This window comes from Chryseobacterium sp. KMC2, from assembly GCF_016756935.1.
GTDB classification, from domain to species: Bacteria; Bacteroidota; Bacteroidia; order Flavobacteriales; family Weeksellaceae; genus Chryseobacterium; species Chryseobacterium rhizosphaerae.
In genome coordinates this window covers 71,656-91,991 of sequence record NZ_JAESIT010000008.1, presented here as the reverse complement: position 1 = coordinate 91,991, position 20,336 = coordinate 71,656, and the positions used below count along the sequence as shown (strand labels likewise).

Annotated in this window: 17 protein-coding genes and 1 tRNA gene; 9 read left to right on the top strand and 9 right to left on the bottom strand. The window is 29.5% G+C overall.

The window, feature by feature from the left end:
- Window positions 1-134: 134 nt before the first annotated feature.
- Window positions 135-1,445, bottom strand: coding sequence for a ribosome biogenesis GTPase Der (gene der / locus JML65_RS11185; protein WP_047487968.1), 1,311 nt, complete (start codon window positions 1,443-1,445; stop codon window positions 135-137).
- Between the two features lie 256 nt (window positions 1,446-1,701).
- Here der and JML65_RS11180 point away from each other — a divergent pair.
- A tRNA-Gln gene (locus JML65_RS11180) sits at window positions 1,702-1,772 on the top strand.
- Between the two features lie 148 nt (window positions 1,773-1,920).
- On the opposite strand, the gene JML65_RS11175 is transcribed toward JML65_RS11180, so the two are convergent.
- Window positions 1,921-2,445: an antirestriction protein ArdA gene (locus tag JML65_RS11175; RefSeq protein ID WP_202270928.1), complete on the bottom strand. Its 525-nt coding sequence runs from the start codon at window positions 2,443-2,445 to the stop codon at window positions 1,921-1,923.
- 417 nt (window positions 2,446-2,862) lie between these two features.
- Here JML65_RS11175 and JML65_RS11170 point away from each other — a divergent pair, with 417 nt between their 5' ends.
- Window positions 2,863-3,201, top strand: a complete 339-nt coding sequence (locus JML65_RS11170; protein ID WP_202270927.1) for a hypothetical protein — start codon at window positions 2,863-2,865, stop codon at window positions 3,199-3,201.
- On the top strand, window positions 3,198-3,893 hold the full coding sequence (locus JML65_RS11165) for a hypothetical protein (RefSeq protein WP_202270926.1): 696 nt from the start codon (window positions 3,198-3,200) through the stop codon (window positions 3,891-3,893). The genes JML65_RS11170 and JML65_RS11165 overlap by 4 nt, the downstream gene beginning before the upstream one ends.
- A 1,043-nt stretch (window positions 3,894-4,936) precedes the next feature.
- Here the strand turns inward: JML65_RS11165 and JML65_RS11160 are convergent.
- Entirely contained in the window at window positions 4,937-5,314 is a 378-nt protein-coding gene (locus JML65_RS11160; RefSeq protein WP_237390851.1) for a helix-turn-helix domain-containing protein, read from the bottom strand.
- Between the two features lie 100 nt (window positions 5,315-5,414).
- Between JML65_RS11160 and JML65_RS11155 the strand changes: the two genes are divergently transcribed.
- From JML65_RS11155 to JML65_RS11145, 3 genes are all read left to right on the top strand, one after another.
- A complete protein-coding gene (locus JML65_RS11155; RefSeq protein ID WP_202270925.1) occupies window positions 5,415-6,593 on the top strand; it encodes a T9SS type A sorting domain-containing protein in 1,179 nt (392 codons plus the stop codon).
- Between the two features lie 327 nt (window positions 6,594-6,920).
- Entirely contained in the window at window positions 6,921-8,594 is a 1,674-nt protein-coding gene (locus JML65_RS11150; protein WP_202270924.1) for a hypothetical protein, read from the top strand.
- Between the two features lie 9 nt (window positions 8,595-8,603).
- Window positions 8,604-9,176 (top strand): DUF6705 family protein, encoded by a 573-nt coding sequence (locus tag JML65_RS11145; protein WP_202270923.1) that lies wholly within the window; start codon window positions 8,604-8,606, stop codon window positions 9,174-9,176.
- Between the two features lie 214 nt (window positions 9,177-9,390).
- On the opposite strand, the gene JML65_RS11140 is transcribed toward JML65_RS11145, so the two are convergent.
- The 5 genes from JML65_RS11140 to JML65_RS11120 form a co-directional block, all read right to left on the bottom strand.
- On the bottom strand, window positions 9,391-9,954 hold the full coding sequence (locus JML65_RS11140) for a hypothetical protein (RefSeq protein WP_202270922.1): 564 nt from the start codon (window positions 9,952-9,954) through the stop codon (window positions 9,391-9,393).
- Between the two features lie 59 nt (window positions 9,955-10,013).
- On the bottom strand, window positions 10,014-10,730 hold the full coding sequence (locus JML65_RS11135) for a hypothetical protein (RefSeq protein ID WP_202270921.1): 717 nt from the start codon (window positions 10,728-10,730) through the stop codon (window positions 10,014-10,016).
- Window positions 10,723-13,803, bottom strand: coding sequence for an Eco57I restriction-modification methylase domain-containing protein (locus tag JML65_RS11130; RefSeq protein ID WP_317194058.1), 3,081 nt, complete (start codon window positions 13,801-13,803; stop codon window positions 10,723-10,725). The genes JML65_RS11135 and JML65_RS11130 overlap by 8 nt, the downstream gene beginning before the upstream one ends.
- 464 nt (window positions 13,804-14,267) lie before the next feature.
- Entirely contained in the window at window positions 14,268-15,671 is a 1,404-nt protein-coding gene (locus tag JML65_RS11125) for a recombinase family protein (protein ID WP_202270920.1), read from the bottom strand.
- A 3-nt stretch (window positions 15,672-15,674) separates the two neighbouring features.
- A complete protein-coding gene (locus tag JML65_RS11120; RefSeq protein WP_202270919.1) occupies window positions 15,675-16,583 on the bottom strand; it encodes a ParB/RepB/Spo0J family partition protein in 909 nt (302 codons plus the stop codon).
- Between the two features lie 1,199 nt (window positions 16,584-17,782).
- Here JML65_RS11120 and JML65_RS11115 point away from each other — a divergent pair.
- The 3 genes from JML65_RS11115 (at window position 17,783) to JML65_RS11105 (ending at window position 18,743) form a co-directional block, all read left to right on the top strand.
- Window positions 17,783-18,112, top strand: a complete 330-nt coding sequence (locus tag JML65_RS11115; protein ID WP_202270918.1) for a hypothetical protein — start codon at window positions 17,783-17,785, stop codon at window positions 18,110-18,112.
- A 118-nt stretch (window positions 18,113-18,230) separates the two neighbouring features.
- Window positions 18,231-18,479 (top strand): hypothetical protein, encoded by a 249-nt coding sequence (locus JML65_RS11110; RefSeq protein ID WP_202270917.1) that lies wholly within the window; start codon window positions 18,231-18,233, stop codon window positions 18,477-18,479.
- Between the two features lie 60 nt (window positions 18,480-18,539).
- A complete protein-coding gene (locus tag JML65_RS11105; protein ID WP_202270916.1) occupies window positions 18,540-18,743 on the top strand; it encodes a hypothetical protein in 204 nt (67 codons plus the stop codon).
- Between the two features lie 193 nt (window positions 18,744-18,936).
- Here the strand turns inward: JML65_RS11105 and JML65_RS11100 are convergent, their stop codons facing one another.
- Window positions 18,937-20,199 (bottom strand): hypothetical protein, encoded by a 1,263-nt coding sequence (locus tag JML65_RS11100; RefSeq protein ID WP_202270915.1) that lies wholly within the window; start codon window positions 20,197-20,199, stop codon window positions 18,937-18,939.
- Window positions 20,200-20,336 lie beyond the last annotated feature (137 nt).

Genomic DNA, 20,336 nt, shown 5'->3' with positions numbered 1-20,336 from the left:
CAGTTAATCGACATTGAATTTCTACAAAATTACAATTAAAAAATGAATCTGCAGGAAGCGTCGAAATGAATACGTATATCTATAAAAAATCTGGTAAGAATATTTCCTTACCAGATTTTTATTTAAAAGTCATTTTATTTTTGTCTGAAATACACTTCAATAGGAACTCCGGTAAACCCGAATTCTTTTCTCAATTGGTTCTCAGCAAATCTTTTATATGGTTCTTTCACATACTGTGGAAGATTACAGAAGAATACAAACTGTGGTGATGGCGTAGGAAGCTGAACACAGTATTTAATTTTAATATATTTTCCTTTATTGGCTGGAGGAGGAGTTTGCTCAAAAATAGGAAGCATCACCTCATTCAGTTTTGAAGTTTTAATCTTTTTCTTACGGTCATTATACACCTCCATTGCAACTTCTACCGCTTTTAAGATTCTTTGCTTCGTTAAAGCAGAAACAAATAGAATTGGAATATCCTGGAACTGTCCTATTCTATCTTTAATAGCTTTTTCGAAATCACGCATTGTATTGGTTTGCTTGTCTTCCACCAAGTCCCATTTGTTTACCAAAATAACAATCCCCTTTCTGTTTTTCTGAGCCAGTCCAAAAATATTCATATCCTGAGATTCCCATCCCTGGGTAGCATCTACCATGATGATTACAACATCAGAAAATTCTATAGAACGGATAGATCTCATTACGGAATAGAATTCCAAATCTTCGTTTACCTTAGATTTTCTTCTCATACCGGCAGTATCTACCAATACAAACTCATGTCCGAATTTATTATATAAGGTCTGGATACTGTCTCTTGTAGTTCCGGCAATATCGGTTACAATATTTCTTTCTACATCCAGTAAAGCGTTGGTCATTGTAGACTTTCCTACGTTAGGACGACCTGCAATAGTGATTTTAGGCAATCCTTCAAACGGATCTTTATATTCTGTTGTAGGGAAATCTTTAACGATATCATCTAACAGTTCTCCTGTTCCTGAACCTGTAGCAGAAGAAAGAGTATAATATTTATCAATTCCTAACTGATAGAATTCTGTTGCAGGAAGTTCTTCCTTAGAAGAATCTACTTTATTAATGACAATATAAATAGGTTTATTGGATCTTCTCAGTAAACGGAAAATTTCATAGTCTGTATCAGTAAGCCCTTCTTCCACGTTCATCATAAAGATAATGGAAGTCGCTTCATCTACTGCCAGCTGTACCTGCTTACGGATTTCCTCTTCAAAGATATCATCTGTACCTACATCATATCCTCCGGTATCAATTACAGTGAAGTCTACTCCATTCCAGTCAGATTTTCCGTAATGACGGTCTCTGGTTACACCGGCTGTAGAGTCTACAATAGCTTCTCTTCTCTCTAGTAAACGGTTAAAAAGCGTGGATTTTCCTACGTTGGGACGCCCAACGATTGCGACAATATTCGACATAAAAAATGTTTAATAATCCCTTGCTATGCTCGGGACAAGTTATTAATGGGTTACTCCAACTTTTAGAGCCCAATTTTTTGCAAAGATAAGATTTTATTATTTAGTATTAAAAACATCCCTTGTTTCGAAAATTTTTCGCAAAAATAATTATTTGGATATCAGCCAGTAAACCCATAAGACAGGTAAAAGTCTTATATTATCTCCTTATTTCATTTTTATATTTAAAATAAATTCTATAATTTCGCAGCATCGAAACAGACCTATAGTGTAACGGTAGCACTCCGGTTTTTGGTACCGTCAGTCGGGGTTCGAATCCCTGTGGGTCTACAACCAAATAAAAGCAACTCGCTAATTTACAGCAAGTTGCTTTTTTTATTTTGGTCACTTCTGGTCACTTGGTCACGATTTTGGTCACTGTTTTCTTAAAAAATGCTTGGAGTGAACCCGATTGAACCTATTTGAATCTGATTGTATTTTAGCTACGGAAATAATGCCCGTTGCTTTCAAAATAATCAAACATTATACTCCGTGCAGTTGCGCTCCAATCAATCACAACCCAATTAGGAATATTAAACGAATCATCTTCATACAGCCATTGTACAAAATCTTCATCACTGTCATATTCGCCGTAGTAAAAATTGTTTACATATTCATACAAACTTTGAAAATCCATTTTCCCGAGATTATCCAAACAGGCTTCGTACACCTCTACGTCATGCCCTGAATCATTAATTTGTTCCAGAACATCATAAATATCTTTTGATATATGACATTCGCTCAATAACCCTAGCTTTTCCAGAATCGGACATTCATAATCTTGAAACATAAATTCAGGATCTTGTTCATCTTTATGAAGTTCATACATTGCACTGAGCAGTTCGTTATAATCAGAATAATCGGAAAGGTTCAGCCATTTCCCAAATAGTGAGCCGTTGTTGTATTTTGCGTAAGTCCCTACGTAGATACTAGCAGTATCAAGACAATTGTGTAACTTTGTCATGTTGATAAGTTTTAAGATTGGTTTAAAATTTATTGATCCGCCTTGTTGCATTGCAGTGCTTCAAGGCTTTTTTATGTATATATTGAGATATATTTTAGTAAAAAGTAGCTTGTAAAACTGTATTAAATATACGATAAAAATCTGATAACTACAAGGGTTTACAATGCTTTTTAACCAAAATATCAACGCTTGTTAAAAACTTTTTAACCACTCAAAACGGTAGAAAGGTAAAACAGGTCCAAGAAAAACAAAATCCGAACATAGGGGCTGGTCGGAAAAAGTGGGCCAACCCCCACCCACTTTCTGAAATAGTACCCTTTGTCTCGATATCTATACAAAAATTTTGAAATTTAGTATAGTGAGCATCTTTTATGTTAGTAAAAAATAATCGTATTTTTGGCTTCATCACAATAATGTATGGCGCGAAATTCAAATAATAGAAACAACAACGATAATTCCGTAAAAGAACTTTGGGAGAAACATCCAATTTCTTTTTACCTAGGAAGCATGGTCGCTGTTGCTGTTGCTATTTCTAGTATTTTAATCTATTACTTTACAAACAGAATAGATGATATGAAATTTGCTTATGAGCAACAGATTAATAATTTAAAAGAAAATCATCAAAGAGACATAGAAATGGCTAAAATGAAGGCTGTACAGGAAACTCAGGAATCGGCATATATTTCTATAGATAGCAATAGCAACTCTGGTATAGAATTAAAAGAATTACTAAAACATTATTCACCAAAGAAATGAAAATACAATTTAAAATATTTTTAACACTATTTTTTATTATTGGTTGCTTTTCGTGTGGATATGTTGGCTATTTAATAAACGAATACAAACACAAAGAGCAAGAGGTAAAAACAAAAATAGCTGATATTAAAAAGGTAAATGAAACAATACCTAAAAAAAATGATTCAACAATGTCTCATCTGGTTAAGCGCCAACAAGCAACTATTGATAGTTTACTAAGAGATAGAAATGTTACACATCAAGTAAATAACATAGGAGGATTTACTATGGATGGTAAATCAATTAGTTCAGAAGAATTACTTAGATACGTCAATAAGCTCTATAAGGAAGCTAACTATTATAAAAATCTTTATGAGATTTTAGCCAAGAAATATGATATTAAATCTAAAGAGAATGAGGATGGAACAATTACGGTTACAACCAAAGATCCACAGCATGAAGAAACTATTAATCAATATAATTCTTTAAGGGCAAAATGCAATACTCTAATTGGAGAGTACGATGATTTAGTTAAAAAAACTAATAAAATTGATCAAGAAAGATTAGATTACAAGAATGAAGTCTCAAATCTTAAGGCGGCGCTTAAACTTATAAAAGAAAATTATAAGATAGAATACAACATTGAAAAGGAAAACGACTCTGTTAATACAATCTCAGTTGAAAAAATTCGGCGAAAAAATAAAACTAAATAATATTTTTCCAATTTGATGTAAATAACGGACTAAGTATTATACATTTTGCCTTTCAGCCCGCAGGAAAAACTTCACCCTACTCAATACATCACATATGTTTATCCCAAAGAAACCCTGAAATATTGATTTAAGAGTGTTAGAGGAGTGTTAGAGTGTGATATAGGAGTAGAATAATTTTAGTATATATAGGTACTATGTTGCAGATTCTTTATGAACAATTGTATTAATCAGTATTTACAGAGATTAACCAGAAGGCTGGAATCACCAAGCAAAAGTGATACATTGATATTAGTAGTATGAAATATTTTTTTCATCACTTACGCTTTAAAAGTCCCTCAACTAAATTCGGAGAACTTTTTGTTTTGGGGTAAATCGGCGGATAATATATTAACAAAATCACATCCACAAAAAATCTATTTTCCAGCACACTCACACAAACCATATATACGACATACAACCACCCGTTACAGTGTAATTATCTTTAACAAACAGTTTTTCAGTGCTCGCCTATCATAAAAAAGATTCTGCAAACTATTCACACCTACCTACAAACTCAAAACAAGCTCTTTTAACCCGTATTTAAAACAAAACAACCTTCATACCAAAACAATAATAAAGTCGAAATTTAACACCTTTATGCAACTGTACAGGGGTATCTCAAATATCTACGCACCCACCAATGCAATACAAATAGTTTAAAACTGTTTTTAAGCTAAATAAGGGGATAAACTTCAAAATAAAAAGATAATCGAAATTCAAGCATGTATGACGGAGCAAGAGAGTGTTTTATCTAGGTACTAGCTACGCATCCCAAACTTTGGTACAAAATTTACACAAATTCCTCTTAAAAGGAATCATTTTGATTCTGGGATTTCAACAGACAGTATAATTACACACTCCTACATTCACCTTTGTATCTCCAACTGCATTTGATATTTTCAATATATTTAACGGAGATAAAAAACTAAACTGTCACATAATATATCCCTATACCAAACCATAGAAACTGTTTACCATACCTTTTAAAAATAAAAAAAGAGCCATTAAAGCTCTCCATATTTTGTTTTATAATTTTCCAATTCTTTTTCGGTATTACTTAATAATTTTTCGAGTAACGAAATCTTATCTTCATACAATTTCTTTATCAATTCAGTCTCATCTGCTCCAATGATAATGCTCCCGTTATTACTTCCTTTAACATTATTGAAGCTGTTAAAATATTTTTGACTGTCAAAAGCTGTTATATCTTCTGGATTAACATCTAATATTTTAGCAATTTGAGAAAGCTTATCAGATGAAACCTTTATGTCTCCTTTTTCTAATTTACTATAGGCAGCCTGAGAAATATCTAATTTTTCAGCCATATATTCCTGAGTAAAATTCTTTAACTCTCGTATATTTTTTATCTTGTTTCCTATCATAACGGTTATGAATTATAACCATTTTGGTTATATTATACAATGATACAAATATAATAAATAAGATATAAGTCTGCATTTTTGTTTTCAAAAATTAAAAAAAATGAGAACAAAATTATCTCTTGTATTTACTGTCGCTCTTACTGCGAATATATTTTCCCAGGCTATTGTAAATTTTACTGATAATACATTTAAATCTAAACTTGTATTTTCAACTCCCTCAGCACACATAGCAAAAAATTCTGCGGGTAATTGGATTAAGGTTGACACTAATAATGATATGGAAATACAAGTCAGTGAAGCACAACAAGTAACCGAATTATGGTTATTAGGTAACAATATTTCATCTTTGAATGGCATTGAGCATTTTTCAAATTTAAAAGTCTTAGAGATTGGCAGTAACAATCTTACAAACCTTGATTTAAGCCAAAACAGCCAGTTAAAAACAATATTTTGTGATAATAACAGTCTTACAAGTCTTGTTATAAATCAAAATTTATTATTAGAATACTTATCATGTTCATGGAATAGCTTATCAACTATTAATCTACCAAATTCAAATTCTTTTCAAAAGTTATATTGCACCAATAATCAAATTTCAAATCTAAACACAAACAATAATGTAGGTTTAAAAGTTTTGAGAATTGAAAACAATCCTATCACAACTCTTTCATTAACTTCTAATATTAATTTAGAAGAACTCAATTTTTCTGTAACTCCGATTTTAAATATCAATCTTAACTCCAATATCAATCTTAAAAAGCTAACAACCAGTTCTAATTTGACAACTTTAAATGTTGCTCAAAATACTAGCTTGAAGGAATTATATACACAAGGTAGTAATTTGACCAGTGTTGATGTTCGTAATGGTAACAATAGCAATATGCTAAATGTACTATTTGGAAATGTAACACAATCTCCATTATTGAGATGTATTTTTGTGGATTGGAAAGATAGTTCTACTTTGACAAATTTTTGGGTAAAACCCTATACTGCTACTTATGTTGTAACGACTGCTGAATGTAATTCAGTGCTTGCAACAGCAGAAACAACAACCAAAAAACAGTTTAGTGTTTATCCTAATCCTGTTAAAAATTCAATCAATATAATTTCTGATTCAAGTTTTACGAAGTATGAAATCATCAATTTAGAAGGCAGAATTATTCAATCAGGCAATTTACAGCAATCTAAAATTGATACTTCATTATTGATTAACGGTATTTATTTTTTGAAATTATATAGCGGAACAGATTATGTTGTAAAGAAGATTTTTAAAAACTGATTATTTAATAAAAATGGTGTTGAAAAATAGCAGATTTTAGCCTTGACCTCTTGGGTTGAGGCTTGTTTTAATCTCTGCAAATACCGATGAAAAAGGGAGTTAACAAAGAATCCGCAAGATAGTACCAATACATACTACAAATTTATATCAAATATTATCATTCTTATATCACTGTCAAACCAACTCAAACCCATTAATCGACAAATTTCAGAGAAAAAACACGTCAAGTTTTGACGCAATGAATGTATACCTTTGTAATATCAATAAAAAAATACGTATAAGTTAACAAAAAAAGCTATTTTTACAACCTTTAAATAAAAAAAACAAATGAAAAACAAATTTATTTTGTGGTTATCATTATTGATAGCCTTTAATCTCATCTTTCATTCCTGTCGAACTGAGGATATGTATCAGGAGAATGAACGGCAAAAACAAGACCTTAGAGCATCCGTACTAAGATTTCACGAAATCAGCAACAATACATCTCTCCTTCAAAAGGTCACACAACTACAAACAGAACTATTTTCTTCCAACAAACTACTGGGAAAAAACAATTCAATTTTGGACGGGGCTACTATTTCAACAGACAGGGTTATACTTGTAGAAAACGGCACTCAAAAAACTTACACATTCCCTGTAAAGAGAGCATCTAAAAATTCTGGATTAGAAAATCTCGTACTCAAACAAACTGCCGATGGTACTTTTTCGGGAGTTTTGATTCAGTATGACATTACCCCGCTAGAAAAAGACCTTTTTGTCTTAGGTGAGGAAATTGACATGGAAAATAAAATAAAGATATTTGATATCAATAACCTTAGTCTCTCTCAAAAAATAGTAACAGCTGCTTTGGGATGCTATGTAGTAACATGGGAAAATGGAGTCTGTGGTTCTGGACAACATGGATATGGAGATGACACCTGCCAACTGACAGGAAGTGGGGCTGCATCAGCTCCTGGTATTATTTCAATTGTAAATACATGTTCTGGTGGTGCTGGTGGAACAAATACAGGAATTCCTTCTTACCCAAATCCCGATTCACCAGGAGGAAATACAGGAGGGTATGGAACACTTCCCTATTCTGATGACAGTGATTTGATGCTTGCAAAATATCAGGAATTCAGCAATATCTTTCATATTAATTCTTATGGATTTAATTCAACTTTAAGAACAAAATTGTTTTATCTTTATCTATATCAATTTGAAGACCAATATACCGTATCTAAATTATTGAGTTATTTTGGAACAAAGCCCGATATTTTAAATAATACAGTGGATATGTTTTTAGATAATGCTAGCCTTAGCTGGGATGATTTTTATAATCAGTTCTTAGTTACACCGTGTGAGAAAACAAAAAATATAATGAGCAAACCTGATGTGCAGTCCAAAATTACAGAACTTAAAAATAAGTCTAAAATAGGAGGTGAAATAGGGGTTAAAATAAAAGCCGACGGAACTACATCAGAAACAATTAGTGGCGGAGGACACGAAGTTGAATTAGGAGACACCGCTGGATATCAAGGAGGATATCATAATCATACCCCAACAGGCATTAAGATGCTTTCTCCTCCTGATATTGTAAAGATGCTGGATTTTTCAATGGCACAACCTAATGGAAATATTCGAGATGGCTTTATGGGAATGTTTGGTTCCGAGAGATGCTCAACCTGTCCAGATGGTTATAGATATTATAATTATATCGCCAACTTTAGTGGGACGGCACAGGAATTGGCAGGGTTTCTGTTTAGCACTAAATATGATTTAGTCAAATTAATGAAGGACTATAGAAAAACAGAAAAGGATTTATCCGCAAATTTATCTTATGTAGATTACTTTGGAGCTGATTTAAATAACAAAGGATTGGAGAAGTTATTTTTTGATACCTTAAAAAATATGGGGATGGAAGGGAAAGTAAATCTTCAAAAGATAGAAGATAACGGAACAGTACAAAATATAACATTAGACAGCAATGGAAATAGTACAACAGCTACACCATGCCCTTAAATAAACATTATGAAAACAATATATTTTAAAACAGCAATAATATTAGGATTAATTGCAAATACAATATCATGTAAAGCACAACAACTTCCTTTGAATACTCTAATGGAAAATATCCCACAAAATGCACATGTCAAAGATTTGAACAATGAATTAGCGCCATACATTGGAAATTATAAGGCTAATTATCAAGGAAATGAAATTACTTTATTCATTACGAAAATTGAAGATAAATTAGAAGAAAGTACAAATAAAAACTATTATATGGATGCTTTAGTAATTAAATATATAGTTAAAAACTCTTCTGGAGCAGTTTTACAGGATACGCAAAATAACAACATCCCAAATATTGAACTATATAGTACAAGAACCCGTCCAACACTAAATACAATAATTTTTTATTATAGTGGTACCAATTGCCATGTAGGCTGGGGAGATATTTATTTAAAGAAAATGAATTCCACTCAAATATCATGGGAATACAGACCTGATGATATGGTCTTTACAACAGGAGACTGTCCACAAGGAACTGATAAAACTATATATTTACCCGAAACAAAAGATTTGATTTTTACTAAGCAGTAATTACACTCAATATCTTTAACTAAAAAATGATTGGTTCTACCACAGATAGGTAAAGCCAATCATTTTGATTTTAAGATATTAGTATTTTATTATTCAGCATATTTATCCAAGTAAATATTAATTAACGTTCTTACCAATCTGTTTTTATTCTTTATATATTGCTCCACAAAGCCTTTCACGAAGAAAAAATCAACAATAATTATTGTAAAGCCCATTAAATTAATAGTATAATAGAAATTAGAATCCTGGAACCATCATAAAAATCCTGCATATCTGATGAATAATCCAAGAACTTAGATAAGAACCCTCCTGTAATAATTGAAATCGTTATTACTACCGTTTGCACTGAAAGCCCATAGGAATATTTATTTTGTTGAGCTGAAAGTTTATCAATCAAAAAGAGCAAATTATCTTTTTTAGTCAGAGTATCTCCCAGCAAATCTATTAGTGTCCTTTTTTGAATTTCCAAAAATGAACTATAATTATACTTGTTATTGTCAATTAAAGCATAGCTATAATAGGTTCTAATAACGACTTCAATCTTAGTTACCAAAAAATTAGCTGATATACCACAAAATACTATCATAAGAAAAAATGTCAAAAATATCCATGATTCCTTTTCATAGAATAAAAATATAAAAGATGCTATTGTAGGTAACAATGGCGGGATTATAATGTAAGCCCACCATTTAATTTTGAACTTTTTGTAAACTAAATTGTAAATAGAAATCTTAGCATTGTACTTACTAATTTCTTCAATGTGATTTTTTTGATTCATAATATTTATATTAAAAATAAATATATGAAATAAGCCAATTCGATATTATCAGCTAAAAATTAATTGGTTACAACTATTTTAGAATAATCAAGAAATAAATGAAAGACGGAAAAGTCATCTTTATTCTCATTTATTTTTTTATGCATTGATTTATAAGAACCCTCAAAATCTGGGCTAATTTGAACTAGCTTTAAATTCTGAGTAGTTGTTAATTTTTTGCAAGATTGTAGGCGTTCATTAACTTTTACACAAATGGTGGAATGAGATATTTTCGGGTTTTCTAAAAAACCAATTTGCCCCTCAAAAGGTAATCTTTTTGAAGTGTAAATTCTATCTGAAAATTTTTCTGTATCTGAAACATAGTCTTTAGAATCACTATCTATTGTAATTCTTTTACATTCAATTGCAAAATAAACAGCATCATCTTGCAAGTCATTTTTCAAAGGTGAATACTCAATTTTTATATCAATTGGATCATCATGAATTAATCCATCTGATTCACTATGATAAGTCTCAGTTGATTCTCGATTAATTATTGTATATTGATTAATACCTCCAGAGTTAAGTAAATTTATATTTTTCCTTAAATAATCATCAACCAAACCATTTCGCAAAAAGTTTTCTTGCTTTATTTTACCTCTTATAGAATAATTATATTTTTTACCATCCTTTAATATAAGTTGATAGCATGAAACTACATATTGTAGTATCTTTCTGACATGAGATTCTATCACCCTATTAGAACCTGACTTAAAACCAGCAGCACTATTAATCATCTGCAGAAGAATTTAATCGTTCTAATTCCGCTTCTTGAATTGCTTGTTTAAACTCGGCAACATCATACCATGCCATTGCAGGATGCCAACATTTATATTCATTAGGCTTAATAATATAGAATGAGTCACTCTCAAAACCTTTTATATCTTTTTGAATGTAGAGATTTTTTGAAGGGTCTTTAGTATCGGTTATTCTTTCAATACTCAAGTTATTAGCCAGCTTTTCTAAAACTTCTTTTTCATTGGAATTCTGGGGATAACTTATTTTTGTTTTTGGTTTTAGATCTGTAATAATAAAATTCATCGCAATAAAATATTTCATTGGATAGATTTCTATTTTTACAAATTCATCGTAATATACCTCTTCAAATTCTTTAATATAGATATTAGCATAGCTTTCTAAAACATTTTCTTTATTTCTATGGTCTGTGCTATTGAAATTAATTATAAGATTTTGTTTACTTTCTTGAAATTGATAGCGTGATACATTTAATGTATAATTTATTAAATCTTTTTGGTAATCAGAGACCTCATACAATTCATTAATAATTTCATTTATTCTGGATAAAGAAAATTTATCAATTGGTGGTACTTCATACTTTAGTGTATCACTATGATATTCTTTAAGAACAGATATAAAATTATTTACGTAATTAACTAGTGTTTTTCTAGTTTTTATATCTGAGTCCGCAAAAGGAAATCCTAGAAATTCCTCTTGAAATCTTATTGCAGGTCGAGTTCCAACACCCCAAGAACAAGATGTCATATATAGAACATATGTAATAATATCCGATATGAAATAACTATACAAAAACTTTGTAATATTTTCATCTTGGAAACTTATTCCTGAAACACCATTTACATAAATACTATCAAAATCATGATATGAAGCACTCACATAGGTTTCATCTAAACATTGCTCTTTTAATAATATTTTAGAATAATCGAATAACTCTTTTTTTCGACCTCGAATAAAATATACATTATCTTCAGTTAATTTATTTTCAGGTAACGGAGTATAAAATAATTCGACCTCTTCATTCTCAATTATTCTTCTACCAATATATTCAGAATAATATTTTGGTTCAGTTTTAGATTTCTCGCTTATTTTAATTACTCCTAATCCTTTTTCTGCGTTATTTTCCGAAATAAATTTCGAAACCTTACTTTTAGAATATAACTTTTTAATAAAATTATAGTCTAATCTCCCCCCATAAAGAGCTGCTTTAAACATCCAATCATTTTCTAAAAAATCTCTCTGCAATAAGACTTTTTGATCAAACTTTTCAAGTACTAACATTTTGAAATATTTGATAAAACGATTGTATTTTACTGAATGATGTTTAATGGTATTAGTTAGATATTCTTCTTTTCTTGATAGTCTATAATAAATAATGCTAGCAGGGCTTTTCTTTTTTTCAAAAATTAATCTTCTTACTGGAGATAAATCAAAAAACTTTTCCACACAATATGTAGTCAAGAATTCATCTTTAAAGCTTCTTGTTTTATCAGAAACATTATAAAATATAGTACTTGTAACAATAAGTGCTGATTTAGTTCCTTCAGACATAAAATCTTTAGTTCTTAAAAGGAATGATTGTGCTATTTCAAACCTACCAACAGTCTTATTGTTATTCTTTAGCCAATTAACGTGAATAGTATCTTCCTTTTTACTTTTCCATGGCGGATTTCCTAGAATAAAATTTGGTTTATTTTTCTCTATTACAGTATTAAATTCGTGAGCGGTATCAAAAAAATTTGCCTCAAATAAATTCGTTCCTAACAAACTTGGAAAAGGATATTTATCAATATCTTTTGGTTGTTGATAATCTAATAATGCAATATAAATTGAGAAACAAGTAACTTTTAATGCTTCTCGGTTTATATCAATTCCAAAAAGATTATTCTTAGCAATTTCTCTAATTCTACTACTAAATTCTTTTTTGTCTCCAAAACCATTAATTTCAATCTCCTTTTCAATCATTCTTCTTAAAGATTGAACCAAAAATATCCCTGAGCCTACAGCTACTTCAAAGATTTTACATTCTGAGATATTCTCTTTGTCTAAATATTCATCAACAGTATCCGTTAATATATAATCAACAAGAAACGACGGAGTATATACTGCAGAATCTAAATCTTTTGTTTCATCATCAATTAAAGATTCATAGATACCTGAAATAACTTCAACAGGAATGATTGAAAAATCAAATATTTCAAAAAAATAACCTTCAAACAGTGAACCTTGTTGCTCTAATTCACCTTTAAATACATTTGCTAAATAGTTTGCTTGAACTTGATTTAATCTAATATCTGTTTCTTTAAATAAAACGCCATTAAATTTTTCATTCAACACCTCAAACAACTTATTTAATCTATTGGGTTCTGAAATTAATAAAATAAAGTTTTTCCTTTTCTCATTAATATTTTCACCTGATATATAGTTATCGTCAATCTTAATATCTCGGTCAATCAAATACCTAATAAAAATTAATCTTAATATTAATGAATTAGAAGATTTTTCATCTAAATAATTAGATTTTGTTTTGTCAGTTAAGTATTTCCTAACTTCTTTAATATTTTGAAATAATCTTTGATTTACACGCTTATGATTTTCATTTTTTTTGCTTAAATATTCATCCTGAAACCAAGCCCAAGTTTCTCCTGATTGTAAGTTCCAAAATGAAAATCTTTCTTCTCTTTCTTCTTCAGATAAATTAAGCTTTTCCAGCCAACCTCCTTTATTATCTTTATTTTTTATAAAGTTTAGAGCATTATATACAGAAATATCCTTATCATTTATAATAAATGCTATTGGAGAATTATCAAAAGACCATACTTGCTTATGAATTTCAGATTCTTTGTTCAAATCTTCGTTTAATGTTAAATCAAAGAAAAGAATTAAAGGTTGATTATTGAAAACATAAATCGCATCTGGATTTATCCTGTTGATTTTGTTTAATATATCTGGATGAAAGTCAAAACCATACGAATTTTCGTCTTCTATTTTAAAAAAGACAGATTCATATAAATTCAACTTAATCAATAACTTATGTAATTCAGATTTTCTCACTCTACTTGCAAATCTACAATAATTTACTAAAATATTTACTTATAAAATTTATATTTCCGTGTAATATTTGATACGTAGGTAATTAAAAAACATTAGCTATTATCAATATGTTTACTCAATTTTTTGTATAACATAATTTAACTTACAAATTCTCCTTAATATATAAACCGATTTTGTCCTTTTTCACCCTCAATCACTCCTCAACCCTACTACCCTCTATCAAACTCTGAAACTTCCTCACAAGCAAATCCCGTAACTCTAATTTTATGGTATCTAGGTTATATTTTCTTAGGAGGTTATTAAACCTTGCTCTTAGGTCATAATAGTAGCTAGATGATTTACTATTTTTTATTTCCCGCCAATAATGGGGGCTTTTGCCAAGTTCAATAACTGTTTTTTCTTCCCGCAGATTTCTTGAGTGTCGATACTGTCAATAATATTTATATAAATACATTGTACAACTATCACACTAGCCCATCAATAAATGTATATTTATGCTTATACCATGATTTAGATTTTTTGAACTGTTTGATTAGATCTCCAACAGCTTCTTCTAAATTTTTAGTTTCAATTTTAGTTTCGTAATATAGAGGGCTATTTTCAGATAAAATAAGAAAATTGGAGGAAGTAAAATCGTAGGTTGACAAAATAAAAAATTCATTTATTGCCTTTTTTGAATCTTCATGAACACTTATTCCCAATACATTATCAAAATTCCGCATTTTTTCTGAAATCAGAAAGCACCAATATGAAGTAATCTGGTTTTCAAGTTTGATACTGAAAATTATAGGTAGCCTAAGTATTATCTCATCAGCTTCAAATTCAGTTGCTCCCTTACTTAAAAGCCATTTTCGTATATCATTATAAATAATTTTCCTTGCTTTTTTAATAGCATTAATACCTTTCCGCCAATTGCTGGGAAACATCCAATAAATCTTTTCTTGTGCTTTTTTAAAAACATTTTTATCAATTGCAGCTTCAAAAGCATCAGGTACTATTACCCATTCTGAGCGTGGATTTTTGTATGGTTTTTGTTTTAATCGTCCCCATGTTTTATTATATATTCGAGTACCAATATAAGTTTCATCAGTCAGTATTTTTATAATTTTTGACTTATCCCAATGTTTGTTATTTGATGAAAATATTCTTCTTTGATTCAAATATGAAGCAATTTCAGGTATAGTTAATCTTTCATTTACAAATAAATAAAATATTTTTCGTACTGTTTCAGTTGTATCATCATTTTTAGGAGTAAAAGAAACACGTTCATTTGCTATTTGCTTATGCTCTCTTGCTTTAAGAATACGAATAGGTTTTTTATTTACATCAAGTAACTGTCTAGCCATTCCGTAAACTGCCGTACCGCCTGCTGAATAGCCCTGTTGTGAAACCTTTACGCAACCATGAAATACTTTTTCACTCAGCTGACGACTATATTCTGCCGCCATGTAACGTTGAATAGAGATTTCCAAACTTGAAAATAATTGATTACTTACATCTACAAATCCTCTTGAAACATACACTACCTCCTTACCATGTTTCTTACATAAATAAACATAATGCCCTGCTTGGTCCTGGTCTTGAAATCGTCCCCAACGTGAAACATCATAAACTAAAACATATTCAAAATGTGGAGCGTTGAAATTTTTAATCCAATTATCAAAAAGCCTTTCAAATCCAGGACGATTCGCAAGTAGCCCACTTACCCCCTCATCAATCTCTTCATGTATTATTGCAATATTATGTTCAAGAGCAAACCTTTCAACATGATTACGTTGAATTGCTACTGAATTTTCCTGTTTATCTTCAGCAGAATGCCGATAGTAAGCAACCGCCTTTTTAGAATTCTGTTGAGTAATATTGAACATGGATTATGTAAAGGCTTCCAAAAGTTTATTCAGGTCGCCAAGCAAACCACTTTCTTTTTCTGTCAGTTGGACATTTTGATTCTTCTTTGTACTTAGTTCCTTTATTAAAATTTTAATTTGACTTGAAAATCCTGATAATTGAGACCTTTCAGATAGTTCAGTGACGGTTAACAATGGCTCTGTCAGAAATGATAAAATTTCTTCTTCGTGAAGGGTTGCATTTGAAAATATTTTAGCAAGGTCTTTAAATTCAGAAGCTCTATACATTATATTATCACTGATTTTTTTAAACAAAATTTTCACAATATCATCAATTTCATATTGCTTAATTTTTCGTAGTTTAGGAAGCATTTGCATAAAAGCAATTCGTTGATATTCTTTCATATTATATTCAGACATTAGCTCTAAATATTCCATCCTCATATCCCTTAACTCTGTAAAATGGAATAGATGAACTTGTGATATTCCAAGTAAATCAGCTATTTCTTTTTTACTTGCATTAATATATTCTGCTTTTATTTTATGAATTGCATTTGCTTTTTCCATTGGTTTCCAGCTTCTCCGATTATTTTGCATTTCATATCTACGAGTTTCAAATTCACCATCACTCATTTTAGGATAGATGCGACAAGGAACAGTTTCAAGTCCTAACTCTTTTGCACACGCAAATCTTCTGTGTCCATCCATTATTAAATACCGACCTTGCTCAATTTCACTTACTTTAATCGGGTCTTCAATGCCATAATGTAAAATTGACTTCATAAGACGGTCATAGTCACCACCAGTTTCTAAGCCAAACGCTTTACGGGGCTGATTTGGGTCCCCTTCAATTACATCGAGTGGTAATTCCATAAACTTAAATGGACGAGGTTTAAATGAGTCTAAAAGACTTTTTTTATTACTTTCACTCATAATTTTATTTTTAATTATTTCAAATTAAATCCATCCTAATCTACAATTAAACACATGAAAAACAATCGGTTATGATATTATGTTTTTTTGAATGAAATATTACGAAAATATTACCTAAAAATTAATTCCATATCTTTTTAGGTAATATTTAGAGTAATCAATCTCATGGTTAAATATTTCATGCAACAATCAATAAACTTGGTCAAAATCAGATTCTTTTACAACTAAGCAGACATGAAGTGTAAAAAGTGGAATTTTACGTTTAAATATTTCTGTTTATACATTTTAGCAATAAGATTGATATTTGGATTAAAGTATATCTTATCAAGTTCTAATCAATTCAATATAGAATGATTAGCTTTAACCGTCTGCAGTAAAACCAATCATTTTGATTTTAAGCCACTTTCAGGTGCACTATAACTCCGTCTTAAAATTAGGCAGAATACCTAGAGAATAGCTTAAAAATAGTTCTTGTACCATAGATTATAATATAGGAAACCACCCCTGTGTAGTACAGAATGAATCATGTATCGTCCAAAGTAGCATATCGGGATATATTTTTGAAATCTGCTTTGTAATAGTATCAATCACACAATAAGATTCAACCTGTTGCAAAAGTCTAGGAGACAGCTTGAACGATCCTTGCTCATCTATAGCAACCTTAAAGATCTCAATATCCTCACACAACAAAGGAAAATGGAATTTGAATATTAGATATTCCTTTGAAGGTCTTTTGAAATTTAGCAAACCTATAAATGATTAGTTCGTATTGTATACGTGTAAAAAATCATAAAATGATTTTATAAATTAATAACAACAGAGTTATTTATAAAGCTCATGTAAGTAAGGAAAAAGATTTTTACATTTTCAGACTCTTAAGATGTGATGGGTTTAGAGATTATTATGAACCGTATAATTTTGGTATTTTCACCTGTTCACTACAATGCAGGCTAAAATATTACAAAGATTTTAAGGATCACATTTTTAATAATGATAATTCACCAAGAGTGTTTAAAACAATTACAAAAATGTAAATAAAATTATCTACTTACATAATAAAAAGTGTTTGATTTACAATAAAATTCACACGAATTCCCTACTTAAAATTGTGTATTTATCCATGTTTAGTGATATAAAGTAAGTAAATTATCTCTTACTTATTACCATTTCTACCTTGTCTAAAACAAATATTAATAATCATGGGTTACTATTTAATAAACAGAGATGATCCTGATAAACCATTCTCACAATATGTAGAAAGAATTGAAGATTTAATCTATCATATCAAAGGTGATATTAATGATGCTATAATTGTATCTGGAAAAAAGAAATCTCAACCTTTTTTTCTGAGAGACTCTGAGGAATATAAAAACTTGTGTAGCGAAAAACTACGGAATGGTATTCTAGCCCAAGAGATATTCAAAAAAGAAGCTATAAAAAGGAGCTTTATAATAGAAGATATCCCGCAAGATCAAACAAGTTTTATAAACTATAATATCATAGATTCCTTTACTGTAAAAAAGAGCTGATTTTGTTATTAAAAATTGTAAAGACATTGAGGTTGACGTTAAATATCTTTCTACTTATACAACAAATAGCATCCAGTATTTTTATATCAGATACCATGAAATAAAAAAGCTTGAACGCATGAACAGTTTGATTGACAAGAAAACGGTTTTAGCTATTTTCAAACAGCATTCAATTCAAGCCGACGAAGATTCTTTAAAAATGATAGAGTTATCCACTATTCACAAGGAAAACAATAGATCAGTCATTTACGACAAGAATACTAAATGCTTTAAAATTCCTTTAGACTTAACAACCCCTGGTTTTAAGTTATTAGAAGAACATAGGATCAATAGCGACTTATATTTTGGTAAAAATAAGCAAGATTAGCTATATATTATATGTTTATGTATATTTGGAACTCGGGATACATCTTATTACTTTATAACCATGGAAGAAATAGAAAAAGAAAAACTGGAGCTTCAAAATGAAATAATGAAGGAAGGTGATAAATTTAGAGATAGTTTGATTAATAAGATGTTCACTCTAAATACGATATTAAGTGCTGCATTTTTAGTTTTATTTCAATTCGACAAAAATATCCTACATATTAAAATTCTCAATATCCTGCCTTTTATTTCTGTTGTTTTATAACTCTTTATGAGTTAATAATTTTTAGAGCAATCGGACATGCATACTTTGAACTTGAAAAGAAAGAAAATGAAAAAATTGATTTAAAGTATACTCATGAATTAGGTCAGCTCTCTACCTATGTAATTTTCATTTCAATTATTCTTACCTTAATAGAATTAGGATATTTATTTTATATTCTATTAAAGTAATAAAACTATTTAGTATTATATCGATGATAAATCTCATCATCTAAATTTTCAAAGTTATATCTTAATGGTCCTTTCTTTAAGGTATCACTTTTAAGGTTAGAAACAATAAAATTATCTACGAAACGTGCAGGTAAGTTAATTATATAGGGGGCTAATTCTACAATATTTTTACAGTTCGTATGATTTTTCAAAACATTTTTATGATAATCTTCTAAGTTTACTAAGTCTACAATTAAATCTGTGTAAACGATTCTTTGCAGATATTTATTTGGAAGAATATGTTCAAATGTATTCACATTTTCTTTAAAATATTCAGTGGTTGAATGCTCATTTATAATTTGATTTATCTTGTTAAATTGATTATACCACTTGGACAAAATAATTTTATTTCGACGAAAAACTATCATACTATCTAAATTTTGCAAATTTTCAATGTTTACTGCAATACTTTCCTTATATTCTTGTGTAGATTTGTATGTTGTTGTAAATTGATTTGTTTTTCCATCAATTGTACCAATCAAAACATTTAATTTTTTCTTTTTTTCCAAACCAATTAAATCCAGATTGGTTTCAATATTTTCATAAACAAACGCAATAGGTGTCTTTTCTTTAGAATAAATATGTTTTATTATTTGATTATAATCTTTGTATATGGGATCATCTCCTATAAATGTCATTGGTTGTGAATAAGGGTCAATTTTGACATAATCAAGAAAAAAAGTTGAAGAATTAATGAATATTAAATTGATTAATATCATTTTTATTGCTTTCATCTTATTTATCTCAATTGCAAAAGACCATAAAAAAACTATACCCAAACTTAGAATAAATGAAAGTATGCTTGAAATATATGAGAAAACATAATTTTCAAAACGAAGAAAATTACTATAAACAATGATTTGTAGAGGTGTATAAGAAAACAAAACCAACAATAAGAAAATAATAATTTTACTTATATTAAATTTTTTTGTTACAATTTTTGAAGAAACAGTAAAAGAAAGTAAGAGAGGAAACTGACTTAAAACCCCGTCTAATGCAAGATTGAAATTTAAAGGAAATCCATTTTCATTCCTAGAAAAAAGAAAATAAAAGGAATTACTAAAAAGAAGATAAAATAAAAATTGAGAAAAAATATTCCCAGAAGAATGCCTCGAAATATGTTCTATTGTAATATATGGGTGTCTATAAAAAACCAATAATTCTTTTAACCATTTAATAAAGTTTTGAATTGTAAAATCGCCAAAAAGTTTCTCAAAAATTTTATCCATTACGTTTTGTTACAAGTTTTTATCACTAAAATATCCATTTTTATTGTGATAATAAATTATTTAATAAAAAACAATGGATAATCTATACAATAAAATCTTGAATTACACAACAAAAAACGAAAAAAAGCTAACATTAA